Annotated in this window: 28 protein-coding genes, 1 pseudogene and 1 other annotated feature; of the genes and pseudogenes, 6 read left to right on the plus strand and 23 right to left on the minus strand. The window is 33.3% G+C overall.

Annotation, left to right across the window (positions count from 1 at the left end; translation table 11 throughout):
* The first annotated feature begins 371 nt into the window (after positions 1-371).
* Positions 372-1,637 (plus strand): SLAP domain-containing protein, encoded by a 1,266-nt coding sequence (locus F5ESL0233_RS04185; RefSeq protein WP_122058910.1) that lies wholly within the window; start codon positions 372-374, stop codon positions 1,635-1,637.
* Positions 1,638-1,650: 13 nt separating this feature from the next.
* On the opposite strand, the gene F5ESL0233_RS04190 is transcribed toward F5ESL0233_RS04185, so the two are convergent.
* Positions 1,651-2,031, minus strand: a complete 381-nt coding sequence (locus F5ESL0233_RS04190) for a cysteine peptidase family C39 domain-containing protein (protein WP_122058911.1) — start codon at positions 2,029-2,031, stop codon at positions 1,651-1,653.
* Between the two features lie 113 nt (positions 2,032-2,144).
* On the opposite strand from F5ESL0233_RS04190, the gene F5ESL0233_RS04195 reads away from it, so the two are divergent.
* Positions 2,145-3,470, plus strand: coding sequence for a hypothetical protein (locus tag F5ESL0233_RS04195; RefSeq protein ID WP_122058913.1), 1,326 nt, complete (start codon positions 2,145-2,147; stop codon positions 3,468-3,470).
* A 746-nt stretch (positions 3,471-4,216) separates the two neighbouring features.
* On the opposite strand, the gene F5ESL0233_RS04200 is transcribed toward F5ESL0233_RS04195, so the two are convergent.
* The 3 genes from F5ESL0233_RS04200 to F5ESL0233_RS04215 all read right to left on the minus strand — a co-directional run bounded on the left by F5ESL0233_RS04200 (position 4,217) and on the right by F5ESL0233_RS04215 (position 8,916).
* A complete protein-coding gene (locus F5ESL0233_RS04200) occupies positions 4,217-4,813 on the minus strand; it encodes an NAD(P)H-dependent oxidoreductase (RefSeq protein WP_122058915.1) in 597 nt (198 codons plus the stop codon).
* 846 nt (positions 4,814-5,659) lie between these two features.
* Entirely contained in the window at positions 5,660-7,075 is a 1,416-nt protein-coding gene (locus F5ESL0233_RS04210; RefSeq protein ID WP_122021730.1) for a DASS family sodium-coupled anion symporter, read from the minus strand.
* Positions 7,076-7,119: 44 nt separating this feature from the next.
* Positions 7,120-8,916: an FAD-binding protein gene (locus F5ESL0233_RS04215; protein WP_370448341.1), complete on the minus strand. Its 1,797-nt coding sequence runs from the start codon at positions 8,914-8,916 to the stop codon at positions 7,120-7,122.
* A 198-nt stretch (positions 8,917-9,114) separates the two neighbouring features.
* Between F5ESL0233_RS04215 and F5ESL0233_RS04220 the strand changes: the two genes are divergently transcribed.
* On the plus strand, positions 9,115-10,002 hold the full coding sequence (locus F5ESL0233_RS04220) for a LysR family transcriptional regulator (RefSeq protein ID WP_090092079.1): 888 nt from the start codon (positions 9,115-9,117) through the stop codon (positions 10,000-10,002).
* 52 nt (positions 10,003-10,054) lie between these two features.
* Here F5ESL0233_RS04220 and F5ESL0233_RS04225 read toward each other — a convergent pair whose 3' ends face one another.
* A complete protein-coding gene (locus F5ESL0233_RS04225; RefSeq protein ID WP_122058918.1) occupies positions 10,055-10,699 on the minus strand; it encodes an SLAP domain-containing protein in 645 nt (214 codons plus the stop codon).
* Between the two features lie 130 nt (positions 10,700-10,829).
* Between F5ESL0233_RS04225 and F5ESL0233_RS04230 the strand changes: the two genes are divergently transcribed.
* Positions 10,830-11,696, plus strand: coding sequence for a glycosyltransferase family 8 protein (locus F5ESL0233_RS04230; RefSeq protein ID WP_122058919.1), 867 nt, complete (start codon positions 10,830-10,832; stop codon positions 11,694-11,696).
* 147 nt (positions 11,697-11,843) lie between these two features.
* Positions 11,844-12,125, plus strand: a complete 282-nt coding sequence (locus tag F5ESL0233_RS04235) for an HU family DNA-binding protein (protein ID WP_090092084.1) — start codon at positions 11,844-11,846, stop codon at positions 12,123-12,125.
* A 48-nt stretch (positions 12,126-12,173) separates the two neighbouring features.
* Here F5ESL0233_RS04235 and F5ESL0233_RS04240 read toward each other — a convergent pair whose 3' ends face one another.
* The 4 genes from F5ESL0233_RS04240 to F5ESL0233_RS04255 form a co-directional block, all read right to left on the minus strand.
* Positions 12,174-12,875 (minus strand): methionine ABC transporter permease, encoded by a 702-nt coding sequence (locus F5ESL0233_RS04240; RefSeq protein ID WP_118897863.1) that lies wholly within the window; start codon positions 12,873-12,875, stop codon positions 12,174-12,176.
* The gene (locus F5ESL0233_RS04245; protein ID WP_122058921.1) at positions 12,868-13,929 is read right to left on the minus strand and encodes a methionine ABC transporter ATP-binding protein; all 1,062 of its coding nucleotides are present in this window, start codon (positions 13,927-13,929) and stop codon (positions 12,868-12,870) included. Before F5ESL0233_RS04245 ends, F5ESL0233_RS04240 begins: the two co-directional genes overlap by 8 nt.
* 18 nt (positions 13,930-13,947) lie before the next feature.
* Entirely contained in the window at positions 13,948-14,799 is an 852-nt protein-coding gene (locus tag F5ESL0233_RS04250) for a MetQ/NlpA family ABC transporter substrate-binding protein (protein WP_090092089.1), read from the minus strand.
* Positions 14,800-14,845: 46 nt separating this feature from the next.
* Positions 14,846-15,086, minus strand: a binding site (T-box leader).
* Between the two features lie 120 nt (positions 15,087-15,206).
* Entirely contained in the window at positions 15,207-16,682 is a 1,476-nt protein-coding gene (locus tag F5ESL0233_RS04255) for a MucBP domain-containing protein (protein WP_158593120.1), read from the minus strand.
* 416 nt (positions 16,683-17,098) lie between these two features.
* Here F5ESL0233_RS04255 and F5ESL0233_RS04260 point away from each other — a divergent pair, with 416 nt between their 5' ends.
* On the plus strand, positions 17,099-17,410 hold the full coding sequence (locus tag F5ESL0233_RS04260) for a TipAS antibiotic-recognition domain-containing protein (RefSeq protein ID WP_158593121.1): 312 nt from the start codon (positions 17,099-17,101) through the stop codon (positions 17,408-17,410).
* A 182-nt stretch (positions 17,411-17,592) separates the two neighbouring features.
* Here F5ESL0233_RS04260 and pnuC read toward each other — a convergent pair whose 3' ends face one another.
* From pnuC to F5ESL0233_RS04320, 14 genes and pseudogenes are all read right to left on the minus strand, one after another.
* A complete protein-coding gene (pnuC, locus tag F5ESL0233_RS04265) occupies positions 17,593-18,306 on the minus strand; it encodes a nicotinamide riboside transporter PnuC (RefSeq protein WP_122058924.1) in 714 nt (237 codons plus the stop codon).
* Positions 18,307-18,949: 643 nt separating this feature from the next.
* Positions 18,950-19,330 carry a garvicin Q family class II bacteriocin gene (locus F5ESL0233_RS08450; protein WP_370448347.1) on the minus strand — a complete coding sequence of 127 codons (381 nt, stop codon included), beginning with the start codon at positions 19,328-19,330 and terminating at the stop codon, positions 18,950-18,952.
* Between the two features lie 249 nt (positions 19,331-19,579).
* Positions 19,580-19,762: a helix-turn-helix transcriptional regulator gene (locus F5ESL0233_RS04275; protein ID WP_090092097.1), complete on the minus strand. Its 183-nt coding sequence runs from the start codon at positions 19,760-19,762 to the stop codon at positions 19,580-19,582.
* Positions 19,710-19,856, minus strand: a complete 147-nt coding sequence (locus F5ESL0233_RS08245) for a hypothetical protein (protein ID WP_158593122.1) — start codon at positions 19,854-19,856, stop codon at positions 19,710-19,712. Before F5ESL0233_RS08245 ends, F5ESL0233_RS04275 begins: the two co-directional genes overlap by 53 nt.
* Before the next feature lie 182 nt (positions 19,857-20,038).
* Positions 20,039-21,265, minus strand: coding sequence for an ABC transporter ATP-binding protein (locus F5ESL0233_RS04280; protein WP_122058927.1), 1,227 nt, complete (start codon positions 21,263-21,265; stop codon positions 20,039-20,041).
* A gap of 133 nt (positions 21,266-21,398) precedes the next feature.
* Positions 21,399-21,728 (minus strand): hypothetical protein, encoded by a 330-nt coding sequence (locus F5ESL0233_RS04285; RefSeq protein ID WP_090092099.1) that lies wholly within the window; start codon positions 21,726-21,728, stop codon positions 21,399-21,401.
* 269 nt (positions 21,729-21,997) lie between these two features.
* A pseudogene (locus F5ESL0233_RS04290) lies at positions 21,998-22,656 on the minus strand (Fic family protein); the annotation flags it as partial.
* A 41-nt stretch (positions 22,657-22,697) separates the two neighbouring features.
* On the minus strand, positions 22,698-23,312 hold the full coding sequence (locus tag F5ESL0233_RS04295) for a Fic family protein (protein ID WP_090092100.1): 615 nt from the start codon (positions 23,310-23,312) through the stop codon (positions 22,698-22,700).
* Complete coding sequence (locus tag F5ESL0233_RS04300; protein WP_090092101.1) at positions 23,305-23,727, minus strand: helix-turn-helix domain-containing protein; 423 nt, start codon at positions 23,725-23,727, stop codon at positions 23,305-23,307. The genes F5ESL0233_RS04295 and F5ESL0233_RS04300 overlap by 8 nt, the downstream gene beginning before the upstream one ends.
* A 406-nt stretch (positions 23,728-24,133) precedes the next feature.
* Entirely contained in the window at positions 24,134-24,430 is a 297-nt protein-coding gene (locus F5ESL0233_RS04305; RefSeq protein WP_090092102.1) for a bacteriocin immunity protein, read from the minus strand.
* A 172-nt stretch (positions 24,431-24,602) separates the two neighbouring features.
* Positions 24,603-24,935 (minus strand): hypothetical protein, encoded by a 333-nt coding sequence (locus tag F5ESL0233_RS04310; RefSeq protein ID WP_122058928.1) that lies wholly within the window; start codon positions 24,933-24,935, stop codon positions 24,603-24,605.
* 131 nt (positions 24,936-25,066) lie between these two features.
* Complete coding sequence (locus tag F5ESL0233_RS08250) at positions 25,067-25,210, minus strand: hypothetical protein (RefSeq protein WP_158593123.1); 144 nt, start codon at positions 25,208-25,210, stop codon at positions 25,067-25,069.
* An 83-nt stretch (positions 25,211-25,293) separates the two neighbouring features.
* Positions 25,294-25,524: an ImmA/IrrE family metallo-endopeptidase gene (locus F5ESL0233_RS04315; protein WP_122058930.1), complete on the minus strand. Its 231-nt coding sequence runs from the start codon at positions 25,522-25,524 to the stop codon at positions 25,294-25,296.
* Positions 25,490-26,068: a hypothetical protein gene (locus F5ESL0233_RS04320; protein WP_122058931.1), complete on the minus strand. Its 579-nt coding sequence runs from the start codon at positions 26,066-26,068 to the stop codon at positions 25,490-25,492. The genes F5ESL0233_RS04315 and F5ESL0233_RS04320 overlap by 35 nt, the downstream gene beginning before the upstream one ends.
* Positions 26,069-26,182 lie beyond the last annotated feature (114 nt).

Consider the following 26,182-nt stretch of genomic DNA (forward strand, 5'->3'; position numbering starts at 1 on the left):
ACATTTCTACTATTAATTTAAGCCAGCAGCTTATTCTTTTCTCGTAAAGTAAACGAAACTACCAATCATAAATACAATACTTAGTGATCCTAGTATTTGCAGTTTACTGTACCATGGTTATATTCGGCTTAAAGGTAGCTGTTGCTATGACAGGTACACCATTTTTAACAACAGGTAATCCAGTACTTGGTCCATTAACTTACCTCTAACAGAATAAGTTTGACCTAGTATTAAATCAGTTACCGTATTTAGCGGTTTAGCTACAACATCCTTAACACACGTTTGAAAAAGAAAAAAGTTATTGTTTAAACTTAGTTTTCTATTGAACTATAATGGGTATAATTATTATTTCTATTTATGAGGTGAAATACATGAAATTAAGTAAAAAAATCTTTCTTGGATCTATTGCTGGTATTTTAATTTTGGGGGCTGGATTCTCGGTGTCACAACAACTTAAATCTACCCCTATTACTGCAGCAACAACATCTAACAATAACACTCTAAAATTAGTTCATGGTGCATATGTCTATAATAAAAAAGGTAGGCGTCTTAAAAAATATTGTGGCAGCTGGTCTAACACTCACTTACGCAAAGGAACTAATGTACAATATTCCGGCACAATCCAACCAATTGAAAAAGACAGCAAGCAATACTATCTACTAAATGATGACAACTACAATCAATCATGGTTACCTTATAAAAAAATCAAGGGTAAATATTATTACAGCATTGGTCACGGTGGTTACATTAATGCGGCTAACGTTAATGAAATTGACGGTCAACCACTTTATGTGGCATGTGCTACTGTTACCGTTAAACCTAAAGACAATCATGGTTTTTCTGGTGGATATACTGGATCAGGAACGAGCAGAACTTTAGTTAAACCTAGTCAGAAACTGAAAGTTGATTGTATTACTAAAATTCCAGATGGTAATTCAACGTCAAAAGTTTATCGTATAGCTGGTACAACTGACGCTTTTATTTATATTGGACATATAAAAACTCAACCTAGACAAAAATTAGCAACTTACACGATGTATACTTATGTTGGTTTAAAGCAAAACAGTAATACTTACAATATTGCAACAATTCTTAATCCGAAAACTACTAATAAAAATATTACTCTTGCAAAAGATGAAGCTATTCCCGTAGTCAGAGAAATTTATGTTTGGGTACCTAACGACAATAAAGCAGAATTATTTTATCGTTTAAATTATTACACTCCTGACGCTAGAAGTAATCTTTATAACGCAACTACTAATCAACTGTTTTATATTAAAGCAGCTGACACGACTTACTTATCAGGTCCACAATTAACACCAGCAAATACCCCTGAAGAAGCTCGCACAGACGCTAAAGTTGCAACAACCACTGACAAGCAAGACTTACAAAAATTAATTGATCAAGAAAAAGTAATAATAGCTAGTGCTAACTATAAAAATGAACTTTATGTAAATACTTATAAAGCTCGTTATGATGAAGCTTTAGAACAAGCTAAAACCGTAAATTCTTCAACTTCCGCAAGTATTACTGAGGTTAAAGAAGCCGTTTGGTATTTAACTACACAACAGCAAGCTTTATTAAACGCTTCAAAATTTGGCAATGGAGTTATTGAAGACACTATGCCTGTCAACTAAAGTTTAAGCGAAATTAGGTCATCTGACCTAATTTTTTTACGCCTTTTCCGAACGCATGTTTGAGTGATGCATTTTTAACATGTCTTTCAGTTGCTCCAATAACTACATAGTAGTGTTCAAGATCTCCTTCTTTAATCACGTGGGCAATGAAAGGAAAAGGTAAATCCTTAATTTCAAATAAGGACATATCAGCCTTAATCGCTTTGGTCCCAAAGTTAAATTTTTCCGCCGTTTTTATTAGTCCAAGAGCTGTTGTCCCCATTTGATCGATCTTAGCCGTGTTACGTACCTTCGCTAAAGATACTCGCGTACCAAAATGCTTAAACAACATTGCCAGTGCGGCAATACCACAATCTGATTCATCAACTTGTGATATATAAATTTTATTTCTCATAATTTTCTTCATAAACAAAAGCTTACAGTATTATATTTATAATTATACTAATAAAAACGGCAAATTGTGGTATAACATTTTTGATAGATAATCATGATTAGGAGGTATATATCATGAAAAACAAAAAAATGATTGGGACTTTTTTAGCAGCCACATCATTAGCTTTAGGTTTAAGTGTTTCTACTACACAGGTTCATGCCGAAAAATATTATTGGATACGAAACTATTCATACTCTGCTAGACCGTATCATGCCAAAGATCCTCAAGCGAGTGTAGCTGTTTGGAACTGGAATCATACACATAAGTTACATGATTTAATTAATTTTCCCCATACAACTTGGTATGCGACTTCTTCAGTAACCATGCGCCATGGCTCTACTAAGGCTGTCTATTATAAAGTTATTAGTGGCAATAAAAAGCATAGTGGTTATATTTGGCGTGGCTTTTTAACAAAGGGTGCCTATGTTTACTCAGATGATACAGATGGTAGTATAGATGTGCATGATCCAGCTGAGAAATATTACGATCCGGTGCCTCCGGTAACGTATACAGGAAAAAAATATATTGACAGTAGTTTGAATAATCAACTTTCTGCTTTATTCACTGGCGCCGAACCGGATAAGCAAGTACAGTTAGCAGCCGATTTAGCTAATAGAAATGGAGATCATTTATCTACATCACTTCAAAAACTTCAAAATGATATATTAGGTACTGAAAATTCTGCTAACATCATAAAAATTGTTAATAATACGAAATATGAAGGTACTACTGCTGGGTTACTTCAATTTGAAAAAGAGCAAATAAATCAGCAACTAGCTGCGCAAGGCAAGACAATCTCTGATTTTGCGAATTATAAAGTTGGTTCATATGTTTTTCCAAGTAATAATAAAAATTACGGTCGCTTTATTGTGTTCTTAAGCCCAAAAGATGCTGTCTTGCCTAAATTAGGAGATGTTTACTATGATCCGATTGACACAGGGATTGCTATTCCCGCTAATTTAATTGATAATAATTTAAATAATCAAATAGCGGATTTGTTCCCTGGTACAATTAAGGATAGTCAAGTACAATTTGGTGCTAATTTAGCAAGTGTCGCTTTTCAAGAAGGTGATGCTACCAGTGAAAGAGATTATGTATTAGATCATATCGTTGGTAAAGGTAATCATGATAATTACTTTGAATCTGTTGAAAGATATACTGGCTCTCCAGATGGTCTTGTTGACTTTGAAAAAGAGCAGTTAAAGTATAAGTTAGCACTAAGGGGAAAAACATTTTCAGATTTTAAAGGCTATAAGATTGGTGCTTATGTAGTACCGCAAAGTAAAAATGAATTTGAAAGTAGACAATATGGGGAGGTTTTAGTAGTCTTAGTTCCACCGAAGGCAAAACTGCCTGCAGTACCTCCTAAACATACTTTTAACGTAAATGATGTAAATTAAAATTAAAAAATCAATTCTAACGAAACTTAGAATTGATTTTTTTAGTGTATAAGCTATTTTTTAAGATTATTTAAAAAGCAACGGTTACCAAATCTACCCAATACCTTCTTTCATTAACTTTAAGCTCTACTCTTACAGTAGACTCACAGTTGGCATAAACAGAAGTCAATTACATTGTAAATGATAGATATATTTTGCTTCTAGTTTTATCCTTAAAAACATAGCCACTGAATAAAGCAATACTTACTTCATTACGGTTGCTAGTAGTTTCAATTAGATGATGTAATGCTGAGGGGACGATTCTAAGGAGCTTTTTATTAACTTACATTGATAACTTTACGTACTTATTCTTAGAATCGCAATTCTATATTTAAAGCAAAAAATTTTATTAAGCGAATACAAAGCCATGAGAAATCACATGCTAGTTACAAGATTTATTTCTCACAAAAAAGGGCGCTTTACCTGCGTCCTTCATTCTTTTCTTTATACCTAGCAATATTCATTTTCAAAATTGAAACTGCCATAAGTAACTGCTAACTTTAAAATTTCACATCTGCTAAATATTGAACCTAAAAACATTTAGCAACTATTGCTCCTATATCAGATAAAGATTGTCTTTCACCAATGAGTTTATTATATATACGGCTTAAATTTTCTTGTATGACAAAAGGTGAGCCGCTTTCCAAGTCGAAGTAACCTTATCACTTAAGGGCTTAATTATTCCAAACCAGTTACAACTACCCTATTCAATTATTTTTAACTACCCATTCACTTACGTAGTTAGCTATTTTTTCCAAATATTCATTTCTTTTGTTCATACTACTATGATCAATATTACCAAAATTTTTCCATACTCGATTTTTAAATTTAAGCTGCTTAAGTGTACTATTAATAAAAACTTTTTTAATAGCATTGCCACAAAACATCTTCAAATAAAATGTCGGAGAAGTCGAGGTTGTAAGAACTAACGTCTTTTTTATATTGTTAAGGTTTCCTATTAACCCAGTACTGCCTACATTGTAAGCAAAGTCCTTCTTCATTACTTTATCTATGAAGCCTTTTATAATAGCTGGCGTATCATTCCACCATATTGGAAAAATAAATATAACTTTATCTGTATTTTTGATAATTTTCTGGTACTTACTAACTAAAGGATCAATTGTTTTTCCAACACTAAATAAAGATAACTCTTTAGCAGAATATGTTGGATCAAATTTATCATTATATAGGTCTATAACTACATACTCTTCTTTGTTATCTCTCATCGCTTTTATAACTTTATTAAGTATTGCATGGTTAAAGCTTTTTGTGTAAGGATGTGCGTATATTATTGTTGTTGTCATTACTTTATCTCTCTTGTCTTAAATTTATTGATAATATGTAAAATATTTTTTAGTATGCATACTAGAGACAAAAAATATAATTCTTGCCTCACTCTTAAGCCATCCCTTAAAAAGTTCATTTACTTCGCCATACAATAGCAGCAATTCAAACTTGATATCTGTCGTATTAAAATTATGTCTTCTTTTATTATCTAGAACTTCCTTCTGAAGTTTTTTGGTATCAATTATCATTTTTCCCCCTAAATTAATAACTTGGCCATACCTGGAAATTTCTTATTCGCTTAATTCATGAGCTATTTGTATAAAGCCTCTATTTATAGAAAATAAATAAGTTCTAACCTTACTAGAAGTAGCTTCATCTAATAGCAAAAACTTGTTAGTTAACAATAAAGCCCTTGCTAAAGCTATTCGCTACTTTTTATCAAATTTATTATAAATGACTAGTTTTTTAATTTCTATTATTTCAATCGAATACTTTATTTTATATATGTCAACATTATTATTTAAAGTAATATTATCAACCGCAGTACCAGGAAATAAAGGTTAATTTAAATCAATATAAATAATATTTTATTTTTTAACTTAAAATATTTAACCCTTTACAAGATATACCATATTGGTCAAATATTGCCTTTAATAACGGTGCCTTCCCTATTCCTGCGCCTACAAATGATAATACGCATCTAATATCCGGCTTCCCAAACTCAAGAGCCTTATTTGTTTAACCATTTTTTCATAAACTACCCCTTTCTATTTGAATATTTAGTCATGAAAAAAGCGCTCCTAATAGTTAAATTAATGTCTAACTATTATGGAGCACTTCAAAGGCTGAAATTTTTCAATTAATTACCACATACCAATAACTTTAGTCCATAAAAGACCGCCGCCAAGCCAGATAATGTTAAGAATTATTCCGATAATTGCACTAAGCCGCCACCAGTCTTTATTTGAAACATAACCAGTTGATGATAAGAGTGCAGCCGGACCAGCGGAATAACTGGTAGTTGACAAGTATAATGAACCATCTAGCGCCAACATTAATGCGGCCATAATTGGAGGTACACCAGCACCGATCGCAATTGAAAGAAAGCCAGCATATAAGGCTGAAATTTGAGTGGAAACACTAGGAAATAAATAATGTAAATAGAAATAAGCTAGATACAAAATTACTAAAACCCAGACCCAATTCATACCATTTAACATACTTCCCAAAGTTTTTGAGAACCATGGGAAAAAGCCAAGTTGCATTAATTTTTGTGACATTAACATAATAATTGAAAGCCAGGTCAAAATATTCCATGCAAAACTTTGACCAAGAATGTCTTTAACATTAATAACACCACAAATTAATAATAAAGCCACGGCAATAAAACTAACTAAAGTAGCATCAATACCAAATTTAGGACCAATTAACCAAAGCGCTACTGCTAAAATAAAAACTACGGCCATAATTTTTTCAGCTAAGGTCATTTTGCCTAGTTCTTTTAACTTATTATCTGCCCAAGCATGCGCATTAGGAGTTTCTTTGATTTTGGGCGGATAAATTTTATACAAAATAAACGGGATAACCAATAAAGAAATGATTCCTGGTACAATTGCTGCTAAGAACCACTGCATCCAAGAAATTTCAATATTTTGCGTCTTCGCAATTCCTAAAGCTACCATGTTTCCAGCCAATCCAGTCAAAAACATCGTTGACGTAACAATATTAACTTCATATTCATTAAAAACCAAGTAAGATCCCATATCTGCTTGGGTTCCCTTTTTAGGATCTGATCCCATCTCTTTAGAAAGGTTGTCAATAATTGGATACATAATACCATTGACTCTAGCATTATTACTTGGAATTCCAATGGCGAGCACTGTTTCAACCATGGATAAGGCATAAGCCAAACCTAATGTTCGCTTACCAAAAGTTTTAACAAAGAAATAAGCAATTCTTTTTCCTAAACCTGATTTAATAAAACCAGCTGCCATGAACATACACATTGCTACCATCCATGCAGTTGAATTTCCAAAGCCAGCAGTGACTTCTTCCATTTTAAAAATGCCGGTTAAGGTAGCAATTACAATAGCAATAATTGTAGTAGCCATCATAGGCAATGGCTTAGTGATACACGCCACAATCGTTGCAATAAAAATTGCAAACAAGTGCCATGCCTGAATATTAATAGCTGTTGGTCTGATAGGCGTTAAAAGCCATAACCCTAAGCCTAATACAAGTGGTAAAATCCACTTTTTCCATTCAAATTTATCTAACATTTTCTCTACTTTCTATTTAAAATTAGCGTATTATCAAGTATAAATTAATGCTTTTGAATATTATTAATTGCTTGCTTAACTGCCTCTTTAAAGGCAGCACTAGTCGTACTTGCGCCACTGACTACATCAACATCAGTTGTTTGCTTCTCTAGCATTTCCTTAGTCAATACTGGAATCGCTTTACCACCCAGCGAAGGTGTTTCTTTCTGTTGCAAAGTTTCAATCTGGGTCAGCTGCTTACCATTAGCTGTAACTCTAACCACTATTGGTACATCATTAATCCCGTTTTCACTAATACCAATGCCTTGATTTTCGCCAGCTTCATAATCAGTTGCCAAAGCATGGGCGTCGGATTTGAGCTCAGGATTTGCTGAAGCGCCAGTAACCACATCAACTGCAGGTAGCTTACGCTTTACTAAAGCAGCATTTTCACCAGCAATCTTGCCTGAAATTAACAAATCCGCAATGCTATTTGCACCAACATACTTGGTCGCAAATATGTCGCCAAGTTCACCAGCTTCATATAAGTGTGGTATTACGTTATTTTGCAAGTCAAGCACTTCACATTTTTCATTTCGCCGTGCTCCACCATGAGTATGTAAAATATTATGTCTAATTGGAATTGCATAATATGGTCCTGCACCAAAGGCACGCATCGTTTCAAGCTTGCGATTGAGGAACATATCACGTTTTTGTTTTTCAACCAGATAATTAAAATCGGCAACTGCTTCAGTTAGTTTAGGGGCAGCAATCTTTTCCGCTAATTCTGTAAGAGAATCTGCTTTGACTGCATACGAAATTAATTGCTTAATCTGATCGGCTTGAGCTGAATCATCATTGGCTAACTGATGATATTGTTTTTCATCCATTACAATGTGCGGATGATTCTGATTAGGAAGCATAATCCAGTTGCCATGATTATATTTGTAACCATGACGATCTTCTTCGTCTTCACGGTAATAACGAGTACCATCATCACCGGCAACAAAAATGCTCCCATTAAACAAGCTCTTCCAATTAATCATATACGCAAATTTTTCACGTGGCTTACCTTCATTTAAGGAAAAACCATGTGAATCGTAATTAGACATATGCCATAATCTTGCTCCAGCTTCAATTGCTAAATCGATTCCTTTACCCTGATTATAAAGTGTACCGATTGGCGCTAATGATCCTTGGCCCAAAAAAGTCTGCACCATATCTTGGTTATTCTCAAAGCCACCACAAGCTAAAACAACCCCGTTGCGAGCTGCAACATTACGCTTGATCGCGTTGTGTTTAATTTGTACTCCTAAAATAGTCTTAGTTTCTGGATCCTGAATTAAATGCTCTGCTGGACTTGAGAACCAAATATCTATTTGATCAAGACGTTCATATACTTTTTTACGTAATAATTTCCAGAATCCACCATTATACATTCCTGTAGTCATACTTTGTGAACGCATAGTTTCAGCGTGATTATATTCAGGATATTCACCTTTAGGTCGGCGTCCTGTATATTGAGCTTCAATATCAAAGTATTTTTTAGCATATTCCTTCATTTGCAAAACATTGTTTACAAAAGTATCCAAGTCTTTAGGATCATACTTAAAAGGATAATAAGTTTGCTTATAATATTCGCGCAAGTCATTGAAGTTATCACTCCATGCAAAAGCCCCGCCTGCATAACGGGTATTGCCTCCTTCATGACCTTCTGGAGCCGCATCAATTAATAGAACTTTAGCCTTATTATCAGCAGCAAATCTTGCAGCTCCAGCCCCAGCTCCACCAAAACCTACGACAATTACATCATAGACTGCATCCCATTTTTGAGTTGAATCGTAGATCAAATTAATTACCATCACTTTCTTAAGAAATATTTACTACATGCAATATAATCTGTATTTTAAATTTAGTCTAATTAAATTTTTTCTCCAAAAAGGGCAGACAACATGAGCTATATACTACTCTATCTAGTGTTCTTGCATTTTTATTTAAAATTTAATATAATTTAAACAGATAAATTTATAAATTTTTTTTATTTAATTTAAGGTAAGCATATGAATGAAAAAGACTTATTATATTTTTGTAAACTTGTTGAAACAGGAAATTATACAGCAACTGCTTCTTTTTTTGATGTAACCCAACCAACGATTTCAATGGCCGTAAAACGATTAGCTGAAAAATTTGATGATCCTTTGATCATACAAAAAAATCGTAAAAGTAAAATAATGTTAACTGACGCTGGCGATTTACTATACCAAAAAGCTAAAATTTTACTTCAAGATATTGCTAGTATCAATTATGACGTTAAGCATGCCAGCGATAAAAAAATACGTTTAGCCTTTTCTGGCGAAGCCGGTAGTTTATATATAGCAGACATTGTCCAACAATTTCATCAAGCAAACATTACTAATTTAATCGAAACTCATATTGAACGCTCTGCAGATGCTTTTGCAGACTTAACAAATGGGAATGTTGATGTAGCAATTTACTCTTGGATGGTACCCATTAATGATCCGGAATATTTTATTCATAACTTACAAAAAACAGAATTAGTAATAATCACTGGTACAAACGATCAATGGAAGGATGCACACGAGATCAGTGCTAAAGACCTGCGTAATCGTAAATTTATTGCGCGAGCACGCGGTTTTTTAACTCGTGAATGTCTTGAAGAGGAAGCAAAATTAGGTGATTTTACACCTAATATTATTTACACTGCACCGACAATGAAATTAATGATTGATTTGGTTAAACGAAATGTAGGTATTGCCTTGGCGATGGAAAGTAGTATTCAGGATGAACAAGGAATTCATATTATCCACCTACGACCTGGCCAAAAACTTTGGGCTTATATGCAAATCGCAATGCGTAAAAGTTTTGTTCCTAATAAATATCAACGTCAAGGAATTGAAATTTTACGTAATTTTGATCCTAAAAAGTAAAAAAGGTAGTAAAACATAAATGGTTTACTACCCTTTTTACTATAATAAATATTTATTCAGCTAAAACTTCTGCACTTTTTGGATCCAAATCAGCCCATTTAATAAATTGCTTTTCTGATATACCAACAAGTTTAATTCCCTTGACTTTCTTAGTTGAAAATACTACTACTTTTTTGCCTTTTTTTATATAATAACGTGAATCCCTTACTCCTTTTGCATTATAGACAAAAGCATTTCGCTTAACTCTGTATCTAACCGCCTTTAAAATTTTCACATTAGCTGGTTTGATAAATTGATTCTCTTTATTATTAAAGCCAATTAGGGATTTGCCATTTACAGTAGTAAAACTACTAATACCAACAATTAAACCTTTTTTCAACTTTTTATTCTTTACTCTTTTACCGTGCTTATCATAAACATAAGAATTTCGAGTTAATCTAACCGTTTTACCCATTAAAGCAATAGCATTACCATTAGGCTTTTCTGTAGATTTCGGAGTCTCAGTAGCTGTTTTATTACTACTATTATCAGTTTTATTCGCATCCGTCACTGGTGTCTTAGAAGAATTACTTGCTTCTAATTCTGTTTTACCTGCCACTGGACTATTCGCCTCAGCTGCTGATACTGGTATACTAGCACTTAAGCCAATAAGGGCAGATGCTACACCGACAAAACTAATTAATATTTTTTTATTCATACTTAAACCTCGTTAACATTTTAAATTGAACTAAACATATTATACAACTTTCTTTTTATAATAACTTGAAATATGAATAAATAAGTCTCATCTTTTAAATATTGTCAATTTCTCTTGAAAGAGGATAATAATGAAACAAAAATTTACCGAAACAATTGAAATTTTAGTTACAATTGATCAAAATTATGTACATCCATTAGAAGTTATGCTCTACTCTTTAAAATTAAATAATCCAGATAGTGAATTTTGCGTATGGCTACTGTATATTAACCTTGAGGCACGGACTTTAAAGCAACTTGAAATTTTTAGTAAAAAAATAGGCATAGAACTACGACCATTAACAATTAATAAAAAGATTGATTTTTCAAAATCATTGCTTAACTTCAATGATTACCCGCAAGAAATGTATTTTCGGCTTCTAGCAGGGCAAATTCTACCTGCCAGTTTGCATCGAATTATCTATTTAGATCCAGATATCCTAATCATTAATTCAATTAAGCCCTTATGGCACATTAACTTAAATAAAAAAATATTTGCTGCAGCAGTTCATGAGGGCTTAACAGACATTATGAGTTCCATCAATAGTATTAGACTGGGAACAAAGAATAGCTATTTTAATTCTGGTGTTATGGTAATGGACTTAGATAAAATGAGAGAAAAAATCAGTTTAAGTGCTATATCTTCTACAATCAAAAAATATCATAATATTTTAATTTTACCAGATCAAGATATTTTAAATTATCTATACGGGCAAAATATCTTAAAAATTCCAGAAATTAATTGGAACTATGATGCACGTGCGTATTCAGTTTATTTAGCAAAAAGTGCGGGCAAGATAAATACCGAATGGGTGATGGCAAACACTTCAATCTTACATTTTTGTGGTAAACCCAAGCCTTGGCAAAAAGAGAATCATACACATTTCAAAGTACTTTATCTTAATTATCAGCAAATGGTTAAAAGAATACTTGCGAACCAAAATAATTATAAGATTTAGCTTTTTTCTATTGAAGGACTAGCTAACTGTGCTAAAATAATAAAAGTTGTCAAAGGGTAAGTGAGACAATGCTTTACAAAGTTTACGTATAGTTTATTGCGAACTTGCTTTGACTAGTAATAAATTTTATAGAAAAGAGAAGGAAATATGGCTTCAATTAATAAATCTGAGCTTACTAAAGAAGTTTCAGCGAAGACAGAACTTAAGCAGAAAGATGCTGAAAAGGTTATCGATGCCTTAATTGAATCAATTAAGGAGAACTTGGCTAAAGGTGAAAAAGTACAAATTATCGGCTTTGGTTCATTTGAAGTTCGTGACCGGGCAGAAAGAAAAGGTAGAAATCCTCAAACAGGTAAGACTTTAACTATTCCAGCAACTAAGGTACCTGCATTTAAGCCTGGTAAGGCATTAAAAGATGCAGTTAAATAAGATTTATAAAAAAAGCAGCGATTTTAGTCGCTGTTTTTTTTATAAATCTTATCTATTTTGATGATTTAATTTCTTGGCAAAAAAGTCACCTACCACTTGTACAATAAAAATCATAATTACTATTAGTACAGTAGCTATAAATGTGACATCATTATCATAACGAGTATAGCCATAAGAAATAGCTGTATTGCCAATTCCACCTGCGCCAATTGCTCCAGCCATCGCCGTTAACCCAATTAGACTAATGATTGTTACAGTTGATACTCGAATTAATTCTGAGCGTGCTTCTTTCAAATAAACAGTAAAAATGATATCCCAAATAGTTGCCCCAAGACTTTGAGCAGCTTCAATTTTACCATGGCTGACACTTTCTAATGCTACTTGTACTTGACGAGCATAAAAAGGAAAAACACCCAAAGTTAAAGGGACAAGAGCTGCTCTAATTCCAATCTTGGTTCCTACGATTTTCTCAGTAACTGGCTCAATAAAGGCAAGTAAAATGATAAATGGGACTGCACGAAATATTGATACCACTTTATCACAAAAATTAAACCAAAAATGGTTAGGCCGGATACCGTTACTATTAGTTAATACCAAGACAATACCAAAAATGATGCCTAAAAGTCCCCCAAAAATAGCCGACCAAAAAGTCATATAAAGTGTTTGACCAATGCTAGTCCCCCAGCCAGTATCACCTAACCAGCCTAAATTTACAACATTTGGAAAAATCTTGCTGAACCAACTAACCATACAAATTCCCCTTCTCATCTAATCTAGTAACTGTTACATTTGCTTCTTTAAGAAATTTAAGCGTTGCTTCTTGCTTAGTTGGATTACCTTTAACTAAAACCAGCAATGTGCCAATTGGTTCCCCATCAAGAAGTTCTACGTTACCATATAACATGCTGGCTTCAACGCCTATTTCGCGATATAGGTCAATCACGATTGTTTTAGTAACGTTAGCCATACTATAGACAAGTTGATATATTACTTCATTATCTTTCAACTCAGCTAATTTTAAGGACTTCAAGGTATTAATTACTGCACCTGAACCGCCGACAAAACTTTTTGCCAAGTCAGATTGTGGCCTAAGCACTATATCATGCAGATTCCCTTGCTCAACAATTTCACCCAACTGCATTAATGCGACTTGATCACAAATTTGTTTTACTGCTGCCATTTCATGGGTAATCAGCACAATCGTTAAATTTAATTCTTGTTGCAATTTTTTTAATAAAGACAAAATTTGTTGAGTATTTTGAGGATCAAGCGCACTAGTAGCTTCATCTGAAATCAAAATATCGGGTTCATTAGCTAGCGCCCTTGCAATAGCTACACGTTGTTGTTGACCACCTGAGAGCTGAATCGGATAAAAATTTGCTTTATCTTTTAAATCAACTAATTCTAATAGTTGTAGTGCTTTGGCGTTAATCTCTTTTTCTTTCAGTCCAGAGTGTTTTAAGGCAAAAGCCACATTTTCAATAACTGTAATTTCATTTAATAAATTAAAGTTTTGGAAAATCATGCCGATTTTTCTACGAGCAATTTGTAAATTTTTATTAGTAATAATTTGCTGACCATCTTTGATAAATTCTGTACCATTAACTTTAATTGTACCCGCTGTTGGCTTTTGTAATAGGTTAATTGTTCTTACCAGAGTTGATTTACCCGCTCCAGAAAAGCCAACAATGCCAAAAATTGTCCCCTTTTCGATTGATAAATTAACATCATGAACAGCATGAACCGTTTTATCAGTATGATTAGCAAAATCGACATTTACATGTTTTAATTCAATAATTGCCATTAAATTTATCCCCGTTTATTAAAACTTAACATCCCAAGCTGGTATTGTTGCATCACCGTAATATTTTTTAATTAATGCTTTAGTTTCAGCAGTTTGATAAGCCTTAACTACCGCTTGATAATCTTTATTATTTTCTTCTCCTTTACGTGTGCAGATGATATTAACCCATTGCAAGGAATCCTTATTTACTGGTTCAACAAAAATAGTTTCCTTTTTACCAAGACCGGCTGGACGAGCAAAGTCATTATTAACAACTGCTGCATCTACGGAACTAACTACTCGACCACATTGATCAGCGCTGACTTCCTTGATTTTTAGCTTCTTAGGATTTTTAACAATATCAGCAATTGTAACCAGGGCCTTGCCTGGACGTAATTTAATGAAACCAGCATTTTTTAAAACAAACAAAGCACGAGATTCATTAGTTGCATCATTAGGAACCGCAATTGTTGCACCACTAGGCAACTGACTTAATTGGTGATACTTTTTTGAATATAGTCTAATTGGATTAATTTCAGTTCTACCAATTGCAACCACACCGTTATGATTTGCCTTATTCCATGCCTTTAAAAAAGCATAATGTTGGAAAGCATTTAAATCAATATCGCCATCCTTAACTGCACTATTGGGTTGATTATAATCAGTGAAACTTTTAATTTTAATAGTTACACCATACTTTTTCTTTGCTAAAGCAGCTGCATGATCCCAAATGTCCTGCTTAGCTTTAGTCGAACTTACAATTCCAACTGTAACTACATGACTTTTTTTATTGTTAGTAGTCTTATTTTGACTAAAACTAAACCAACCAGCAATACCGATTATTGCTATAGCAATTAATCCAATGATAATATTTTTATTTTTTTTTGTCATTTTACAACCTCCAAAATTAAACAAGCAAAAAAGCACTCGTCCTTAGCAAAAGGACGAGTGCTTCGCGTTACCACCTTAATTTCATTTATTACTCACGTAATAAACCTCATTAGCTATCAAACAATAGCTTGCAAATTTAACGGACGCAACTCCGCTACTAGCTAAATATCACTAATAGACATCATTTCAAGCCCATGTTCACTAACTTTTACTAACTGAGTTTCACCATATCCCCAGCTCTCTTTATTAGTAAAAAGTATAGCTACTCTGCTTTTCAAGATGTATTAATATTTAATTGTTTATTAATTTAGCACTTAAAATTAATCTTGTCAACTGAATTTTAATTTTATTTTTAACGATTAGCAATAATAATTTATAGTTAAGATCTAACTTTACAGATTAAAGAATTAGCGTCTTAATTTTTTATGCTTTAACCAGAAAATACTAACTACAGATAATAACAATGTCCCTCCTAAAGAAAGCACCGCTATATTTTCACGTTTTTTTGCTCGAGTTTTAGGTGATAACTCATTTATAGTATCTTTTGATTTATTATTTAGTTTTGGTTTAGTTACTTCATCTTTTATTGCATCATTAATTTTTTTACTGTAGACATAAGCAACAGACTGCGGAATTTTAGTAAAGTAACCATAAACTGAACCTTTAATCTCTTTCAAAGTATAACCAGGAATTGTCTTTGCTAGGGTGTGATACTCATCACCAATTTTTCCCTTTAAAACTTCGTCAGCTACAATTTTTGCCCCAATTTCATCTACAAATTGAATAAAAACCTGTGCTTTAGTATAGACAAAAGTAATAACTTTATTTTTTCTATCCGTAAATCGATCACTTGTCTCGCCGATTATATTTTTAATCACATAGCTTGAAATGTTAATACTTGAAACGTCAGTATATTGTTCATCGATTAAACCCATTCTAACATGATTGGGCGCCAAAACATTGCCATCCTCATCTCGGTATTGAGTCGTCACAATACCAAAACGAATATAGGTATCGGTATCTTGTCCTACCTGATATTTGGTCGACATTTCGCATGGATACCAAATATTAGAGCCCTTTGCATCTGTGATGGTTCCTCCATCCAAATTGACCCATCTACTATCTACTGGTTGGCCATAATTTACTCCTTCCCGATATAGCCAGCCATCCATATTTGAATTTTTTAAATCACAATTATTATTTAATTTTAAAATTTTCAGTTTGGTCATACCTGATAGCATTGCAAATGTACTTTGATCATCGGAACCAATTGGCGCTTGATTAAATCGTGGTATGCTTCTCATATCAAAATGGCTTAAATCCAGTTTTTTAATATTTGCACAACCAGAAAACATTTCACCCATATCGGTTACTTTAGCTGTGTTAAATTTTTCTATGTTTAAACTAGTCAAATTATAACAATTGCCAAACATCCCATGCATATTAGTGACATTTGACGTATCAAAGTTACTTACGTCTATAGTTTTTAAATTACAGCAATAATTGAATAGCCCACTCATATTTGTAACTTCAGTAGTGTCGATATTTGCTAAACCATCAATCAGAGTCAATTTTTTTAAATAGCTGAACATGTATTCAGCAGAACCAATTATTTTTAGCTTTCCAATTATTTTGATTTGTTTAACATTATTTTGACCAGTAGCACCAAAAATTGAATAAATTTGCTTTGGATTATTTAAAATTGTAGGAGAGACTTCTGTACCACCTGGAATTGTTAAAACTTTTGAAACATCATTATAAAAAACTGGTATTTCATTCCAAACGTAATTAAAAATTAAACGTTTTGCTTTCGAAGCTTTTACAAAAAGATTAGTCTGTTTTGTTGCTTTTTTAAAATTTAAATCACTTTGTTTACAGTTCATATTATCAGTCATATCAGTACAGTTAGTTATATTCTCTGAAAAGTTTTTTATACTTGATTAGCACTCATCTGATTAAATTATTTACATTGCTATTATTAGTTTAAATATCTTCACAATGATATTATCAACTTTGACTATCTTACTTTTGTTAAAATAAGTTCGTCTACTTGTGCAGTAATTAAGTTACGTATGTTATTAAATTATCGCTTTTTTAAAACAAATAGTCAACTTAAATAGCAATCAAACTAGTAAAATAGTCCCTTGACTTACAATAGTAACGCTAGTTTTAATTAAAAATAAAATACATGTACTAATATTGGTTAGTATTACCATTAATCTATTAATTCAAAACATGTTTTTTTAAAAATAATCTTGCTATAGTAGTTATAGATATAATTATGAGGAGAAATAGAAATATGTCAAAAAAAGCTGATAAATTTGCAGAAGAAAAATTCAATAAACTAAAAAAAACTGAGGCCGATTTAGTACGTGATTTGCAAACCGTAATTAGTCATCCTGAAGAAGAAAATAAACTTAGTAAGCAAATTTTTCAAAATCATCAAACTTGGCTTAAAATTATTATGCCAAATTATTCTCCGGAAATTCATCTAAGTATTGTTAATAGTTATCAGTGTGATAAACGTTATCGTTCGTACTATGATGATAAAGCTGGTAAGGGAGCAACCAAAATTTTAATCAAAAGTGTCAAAAAATATTTAACTAAATAAAGGCAGTCCCATTATTAAGGGACTGCCTTTTAAGATAACTATCGTTTCACGCAAAAAATATTTTCAACACACTAGTGGTTTTCTTAGTGTCATTTACTTCTCTTAAAAAATTTTTATTCTTTTTAAATTATAAAATTGAAGTAGCAGACTATTTTACTTATGATTCTTCGATTAGCTAATTTTTAATGGAACCAATGAGTATGCTTATCAGTAAACGCTAATAAATCATTACTCAAATACAAAATGTAAGTAAAAAATAAAGTTAAATTAGCATCTCCTTGAAAAGCCGTTACTCCCCAAAGAACAACGGATAAGATACCCTGAATTGTCCAAAAGTAATACTGCTCCCGAAACCGCAAGGTACACAAAAGTGAACCAGTTAAACCAATTGCACCTGCAACTGCATCAATTAAAGGTCTAGGACTAATAAAAACTTTTGTATCCATTAAATATAGCAATCCAGTAGTTACAACAAAAAAGAAAAACGTTAACAGCCATTTAGAAGCATTCAATCCGCGAATATGTTTTGCGGCATCTTTATTCCAAGCTGGCAATAATAAGACTGGCAAATCTAACAGAAAAATATATGATGCTTGCAAAACAATGTTGGCATAATTTTTAGCTGTAATTGATATTATGATGTAAATAATTGAAGATAGTAATCCTAATACCCCGTTGATTGCTTTAGCATTAGTGATTGCTAACGTACAAGTAAAACCCATAATTGCCGCGATCATTGTTACAAATGTAATTAAATTAATTGGAGCAGAGATTGTTGTGCCAATAATCACACCAATTCCGAGCATTAAGAGCATATAAGTTTTAAAACTCCAACCTTGCATTTGGTTAATGTACCAATTTATTTTAAATACATTTGTATTTGGTTCAAATTTCATGTATTATCCTACCTTTTCTTAAAAGTCATTGGTTAAAAAACACGTTCTCAATCATAACATTCTTGAACAGATAGAAACAAGAGTTTAACCAAAAGTTAATAACAAATAGAGCTATAAACTATAACTAATTGAACAATAAAAAGCTTATAGTTTTAAAAGCAATTTACGTGTAATCACCTAGCTAAATAAAATGGCGGACAAGAGCTTAAATGGTTTTCTAGTACTTTTTTTATATATTTGAACTAAAAAAGTTCGCTATGGGACACAACGGACTCTTATTAGTACTCAATATTATACAGTTATACGCCAAATTTACGAATCAATTAAGTTTTATCCTCATCCTCCAAAAAGTGACATTATTCCTACCCCAAATCTTCGTTTTCCAGGAAATTTGGGGTCAAGTAATAACCGATAAATTTTTTTACCACCATCAGATAATTCTTCACGAATTGCCAACGGAGTTAATGCATTTTGAAGAGAACTTACTATAGCAGAAAGATATTTTTTTCTTTTCCAAGTATCTTTTGGCTAAAAGAAAAATTCTCTTTTCTTTTGCTGAAATAGGTTCCTGAAGACACGCATTAATTTCAGCTAACAATACAGTTTTCGGTTTCTCTCGTTTCACTAGTAGTACCTCTTGATTTTAATGACTATATCTATTACTGCCAAATCCAAACCCGCTACCTAGAGCATCTTGCCATCCTTGTGCTATAACATGACCAACAGTTTCCCATGGAGTTCTAGTGACAACGTACTGATAGTATCCGTGATTGCTTTGCATTAAGTAGCTATTAGAACCCGTAGTTGTATCTACTACATGCCATTTTTCTTTTGCTTTTGGGTAATATCCTGTATTTGTTACATTTGCCGCACGTAATAGATTAACGTATTCATCAGGTTCCTGTGCAGCCTTAATAGTTTGTTTTGTTTCAACCTGGTTGTCAGATACTTGTACAACTGGTGTTGTGGCTGCTACAACGATTTGTGGTTCTGTTGCAGTAAAAATTCCTGCCGCAGCGATTATACTTGATACTTAAAAAATTTTCTATTCATTTTTGAATCATCAGAAATCCATTGCAATATTTCAAAATATTGTACTGTGAATTTTATTAAAAGTAAATGCAACAATTTATTTTCATTTAATAAATATTAGATAGAAATGTACTCCGGATTTTATTTAAGCACAATAGAATACGCTCTATTGGACTAACTACTTTAAGAGATAGTAGAAAAAAGCTATAAATTTACTTTTTCTTTTAGATTCAATATGAAATTAAGCATGCGTGAATTCAATTTTTACTTTTCTATTGGCCGCTTGAGCAATTTCGCTTAGCAACATAGTGAAAGCGTTAAACGAGCCATTTTCAATTCTTGCAATTGTTGATTGCGGCTTGTTTACCAGATTAGCAAATTCCCTTTGCGTTAAGCCCAGATGCTCTAATCTCGGTATGATCAACGCCGTATTCCCGCTCTAAACTAGCTAAAGTTTCTTGGGGAGACAAGTATTTACTGCAAATTTCAATTTTGTAATCACTTGAATATTTAGTCATTAAAAAAGTGCTCCTAATAGTCAGATTAATGTCTAACTATTATGGAGCACTTCAATTTCGGGGGTCATATCGCTTTAGTGACCTGATACTCAAGCAAAACTTTACCAAATTCTATCAACTATATTTAATAAAGAGTCGATAAAGCTGCTACTAATCTAAATGATATATTGATTACTGCTGCGCTAATTTGAGATATTTTCTTTTAATTTACCATCGGTTAATAGCCATTGTTTATATCCTAAATCTTGTGCTTGCCGACTATTAATATGATAGGAAATCATAATCACTGTTTTATCAATGTTTGCAAGCAAATTATCTATTTGAACGGCATTTTGAGGATCTAAATTTGCATCAATTTCGTCCGCCAAGATAATTTGCCTATCAAAAACTAGAGCACGAGCAATCTCTAGGCGAGCACGTTGACCTCCCGATAAATTATTACCACCATCTTTACAAACATAATCTAATGGTTTACTGCCAAGTTCTTTATCTAAATTGACCTCTTTTAGACATGATTCTAAAATCTGATCTGAAAATCTCAGTCCTAAGCCTAAATTGTAGCGAATAGTATCATTGAAAATATATGGATCTTGTTGAATTAGAGCAAAATCATTTGGATCAAGAGCTGTTTCTCCATCTTTAGTAGTATAAATTATTTTGCCTTTTGACGGCTTAAGTGAACCCATCAATAAATTGAAAACGGTACTCTTACCAATACCCGAGGCGCCTGCTAACAAAATTTTATCGTTTTGATTAATTGTGATCATAGCATTTTTTAGAATTATCTTGTTACCAAAAGAGAAGGTAATATCGTTACTGTATATCTTTTTTAAAATTGGTGAAGTATTAGTATTGATTTCAAATTTTTCATCAAATTGATCAATTTCACTTGCAAGTGTTTGTTCAATTGTCTTTCTAATCATTTTGGTTGTTTTTATAGAAGCAAAGTCATTTATAGCTTCTCTTAAAGGCTGCATTACCTGACTGCTTGCTAAATAAATAGATAGAATGATTGAAATCGTAACGGGTTTGCCAGTGTTCATTAAGAAAAATCCTAGAGCAACTGGTACGAATAGAGCAATTATGGACCATATCCAAGATATTAATTGAACATCTATTCTAGAGTTATTCATTTTCTGATGAGACCGCTCTGTTACAGAGAGCTGTTGCTTAATTTTTTTGAAAGCTGGAGCAAATGCACAATAACGCAGTACGGTATCCCGACCACCCATTAAATCACGTATTTGTTCAACAAAATCGCTATTATTATTCGACCATTTGGCTGAACGTCGTAACAAGACAGGCTGAAAAATATTTGGGATAAATATTTGGGGTATAGCAAAAATAATAAAGACTGTTCCTAGTAAAAGATTAAGCTTCAGTACAAAAAATGTCGAAAATGCAGCCATACAAAAATCAGAAACAATTTGAATAAGTAAGTTAAAATAATTAGTTTCGATTAATTTGAAATCATTAATTAGTGTAGAAATCTCTTTATTAGTATTAACCTTTTTAAAAGTTGCCTTCTTAATATATTCGGATTTAAGGTTTGTATTGAGTAAATAAATGATTTTGTTTTGTATCTTCGAAAACAGCCAAATCCAGAATATAACTGTACGCTTCGTTTAAGTTAATAATCTCCAGCGTTTCCCTAATGGTTTTCCCATGAATAGTTGCACCGAGCCCGCCGTTAAGAATCTCGGCAGTTTCGGCTTCGGTCATTGTGTTGCCCTCAATTGCAGCAGAAGACCAGACGTGTTCAATTCTGATATTTTGCTCGAGTTGCTTAACTTCAAGCGGGGATAAAGGTCTGTAAGTATCCATCTTGTTTTTTAGGTTTGTAATTGCGGCTAATTTTCCCCCGTATTCCATTGTGATACCTTCTTAATTAAATTAATATTTTGGGCCAACTAAAGCTCAAGTCCATCGTTGCCCAGTTCCTGCTGCTCTTTTTCCTGTTGTTCAGCGTATTTTTTGGCAAGTTCAGCTTGGCTATCATGTGTTTGTCTACCATGCTCTCCTTCACCCTGTTTGCTCCATGCAGCTGCTTTGAGCATTTTTTTGAATTCGGCAATAGTTTCTTTTTCTTCATTAGCGGATAATTCCTGACTTTTATGTTCCGCCCGCGCCTGCAAGTTTGGCTCCATACCAGAAATACCATTTTGATACGTCCAGTCCTTAAGGTCGGTCATGTCATTTGAAAAGTAATAATCAGCCAGCTTTTTCTGCCATGTGGGCATTTGTCAAGCGGCACATTAATCATACCGGCTCCGTTATCAATCATTATCTTGTTAGCCGCAATTGTGGCGGTCCGCTTGTTGCCATCGTAGAACATTTGTTGGCGCATATTGTGATACATCAGGGTTAGTGCCTTATCGGTAGCAGTATGATTACTGGCTAACAGCTGCTTTAAATACTCCTGTTCTTGGCCCTCTTCAATCATAGGTGGTTCAAACTCACCTCGGTAAGTTTCCACCCCGCATGATCCATTACGCAAATATCCTGGAAAGGCCGCCGTATCGCGTGCAACAATCTTATTAATCTTCTTTTTAAAGTTTAAGTCTAGGGGCTTTTTTTCATTGATGGCAAACTGCCAGCCACGCTTAAGTTGAACAATAATATTAATATCATCGATTGGAAGGCCGTCAACACCCAGGCCATCAATGATTGTCTGGGTTTGCGGCATGGTGGTAGTCAGGCCTTCAAAGCGTGAGTTAGTGAAGACCAATTTGGTTAGATTGGTTTTGGCAAAGCGTCTATTTTCTTCAGGCGTTAGCCTAAATTTGTCTTCATACTTCAATTGATTTATCCTGCTTTTTAATCTAATTCAAGGCCTTCATCTTAATCTAACGCCTGTTGTTCTTTGCCATACCTATTAGCTAATATAGTAAAAGCATTCTCTCGGCTAGGCATATTTTGAATCTTAATTAATTGCGCAATTCGTCCCACATCAGCGTCTATTTGCGCTTGGATCATCTCTTCATTTTTTCGTGGGTAGTCAATCACTTGGCCATGGTTTGCTGCATAGGCAGAAAGAAAAACTTTACAGCTCCGACCGTTGCCCTCTCTAAACGGGTGCATAAAATTGATTTCATCTAATAGTTTAGTGTAATCCTCAGCTGCTAAAGCCCTCTTTTCGGGCTGATTATGCATGATGCTATTAATATTGGTTTCCGCATACCCAAATCTTGAATGGTCAAAAAAATCATAACCGTTTTTTTGGAAATTACCCGGTCGGTATTTTCCGGCCCAATCATATAAACGGCCAAACATGATTTTATGAACCTTTTTTATATCCTGAATATTTTTAATTTGGGGCTTGGAGTGGAGAAAAATTGCTGCTCTGCGCGTTGCTTGAAGATATTCTACTTGTTCAAGCTTTTGCTGATCCCGAATATGATATTTGTTTTTCAAAACGCCGTTAGGGTACAGCGTATCTTGTATCCAGTCACTCATTGTTACTATCCCAAATTGCAGCAATTTCCTTAACTTCTTCTGGATCAGGATTTACAACTCCGTCCAGAACGGCTTGAATATCCTCCTTAGTGGGGTTCCAGCCCTCTAAATGACTAGCTTCTACTACTCCCCGGATTTCAAAATACATTTCTTTATCTGGTATAAAGACGCCCTGAATGGTCTGCGCGTCATCATCAATTTCTAAATTATATGATTGTGGTTTTAACATGTTTAATAAATCACCCGCTCTTTTATCTAAACCGACCGCAAAGGCGTCAAGAATTCTGATTGACCAAGCTTCAATAGGCCTAGCAATTGCTTTTCTTAGTGTACTTTCTGAAACGTGACTCTTTTCGGCAACTTCCCTTACCGAAACGTGTTTATTATTCAGTAGTTTTGTAATTGTTGCGCTCATTTTAAAATGCTCATTTCTAAAATTATTTCCTAAATATATTATACCATATTTGGAAATATTTATTCCATTTATGGAAGTGTCTTAATGCGAAGCGTATATCTGTTAAAGTTCTAGACCTTCATCTTGAATTATGTCTTGCTGTTTAGCGTACATAGCTGCCAACTGCTTTTGGGTCATTGGTTCTTGTTCTAATCGACAACTTTTGCCCCAATAAATAATTGCATATTGCTACAATATCGTAGCTATTTTTCTCAGAACAACAGAGAATTAAATTAATGAAACTGCTAAAATTGCCTAAAGTTTCGGTAAAATGTCTCAAAATAGAGCATTTTTTAGCCAAGCAAAAAACCTAACTGTTGTTAGGTTTCAATCGTTGATATTCTGTTTATACAATAAATGTTAATACTTAGCCTACATGTCCACCAAAAATTGTTGCTAATCCTATGCCCAACCCCTTGTCTGCAGGGAATTGTGGATCAAGTAATAATCGATAAATCTTTCTTCCGTTATCTGATAACTCTTGTCGAATAGCAAGAGGAGTTAGTTCCATTTTGAGAGAATTAACTATAGCAGGAAAATATTCTTTTTTTTCTAAACGCTTTTTTATATTAAGAAATATTTTTCTTTCTTTTGTCGTAATGATGCCTTGTAAACAATAATTTATTTCATTAAATAAAATAGTTTCACTTTTTTCTTTGTTCATATAAAACCACTTTCATCAGTTATGCCCGAATCCAAAGCCCTTACTCATAGCATCTCCCCAACCTTGTTTCATTACATGTAAAACTGTTTGTGTGGGAGATCTAGTTACAACGTATCTATAATCCCTTTATTGCTTTGCATTAAGTATCCATTAGAACCAGTAGTTGTATCTATTACGCGCCATTTTTCTTTTTCTTTTGGAAAATATCCTGTACTTGCTGTATGTGCCATCGAGCGTAATAATGGGTAACGGCTTCATCAGGAACTTGTCCAGCTTTAATATCCTGTTTTACTTTAACTTCTCTATTAGAAGCTTGTGCTGTGTTTATAGCAGCCTGTTTTGCTTCTGCTCCTTTATTAGAGGCTTGTACTGTGTTATCAGTAACTTTTTCACTATTGGCAGATTCAACAGAATCGGCAGCTACAGTTTGCGTTTTAGCGGCAGTGAGGAAAACTGCTGATAACATCATACTTGACATTAAAGTAATAACTTTTCTTTTTTCCATTTTATTAACTTCCAATAATGTAGTATGTCCAATATTATGATATGTATCGAATTAAAAGTCAATATTTTTTTAATTTAATTATTATAAATATAAAATATTGGTACAGGCAAGGCAAAGTTAAACAAAATAGATTAAAGCTCTAACTCTTCTTCTTTCTCTTGTCCTCCTTTATATTGATTATATATTGTTGTCAATTCTAGTTGAGAAAGTGGTTGTGATGTCGTATGCTTCTCAATATTCTTTTCAATTTCCTGCTCTTCGATGAAATTGATCATGCAACGGCAGCCTTAGTGGTATTTGAAAGAATTTTTGCTTGCATTTCTGGATTTAATTGGTCAAGCTTTTTCCCGTTGTCTGTCTAGCCAGCAATGTAGTCTACAGTGTACTCCCGATTATCAATGCCATAGTTTTGGGCCACTAAATAAGAAGTCATTTGAGCTTGTAGCTCTTGTAGTGGCCGTGATAAATCTTTGGTTTTAGAACCAGACAGGCTGTGCAATTGTGCATGCCCTAATTCGTGCATTAGAGTCGTCGTCATTTCATTCCCAGTATTGCTAGGATTGAGGTATATTTCCTTTTTTGACGGCACGGTAACCCCCCTTTGCAATTCCAAAAGTATTACTGTAGTCGGCTTCAGGCAGAGTTCTATTAACTGAATACCCTAATTTTTGAGCAAATTTATCCAGCTGCTGATCAAGTTTAGTCTTATCAATCGGATTATTAATGTCAAAGTCTAAATGCCGGTTAGGATACATTTCTGGATATTTTTCTTTGGGCATATTGGTCTGAGTAACGTCAAATACGTTACCATGAACAAATCTAAGCTCCTTATAGACGAAAATTTGTCCCTTTTTAATTTTGCTTTTTTCTGCGGCTGTCGCATATTTAACGGGCACCTTGCTTTTATTGCGCATAAAAGTTTTGGACTCAAAGGGAACGAGAACTTTGATTCCTCTTTTGACTGCATATCCCAAATCCTCAATTTTTTTAAAGCTTGCTACAGCTACAACTGCAGGTCTTTGACTATTAATTAGTAAGCGATTTTTCATTGAATAATGCGGGAAATTATTTAAAAAATCAACCAATTCTATAAATTTTTCTGGAGAAGTAAAATATTTCTGTACATCTTTCATTAAATCAGAAATAGTTGTTTTATCAATTTTTTGCTTTGTCGCTTTGTTTTTCCATTTTTTAATTTCTTTTTTCTAAAAAAAGCACTTAGTTAAACTAAGTGCTTTAATATAAGT

Source organism: Lactobacillus sp. ESL0233, from assembly GCF_003692995.1.
Taxonomy (GTDB): Bacteria; Bacillota; Bacilli; order Lactobacillales; family Lactobacillaceae; genus Lactobacillus; species Lactobacillus bombicola.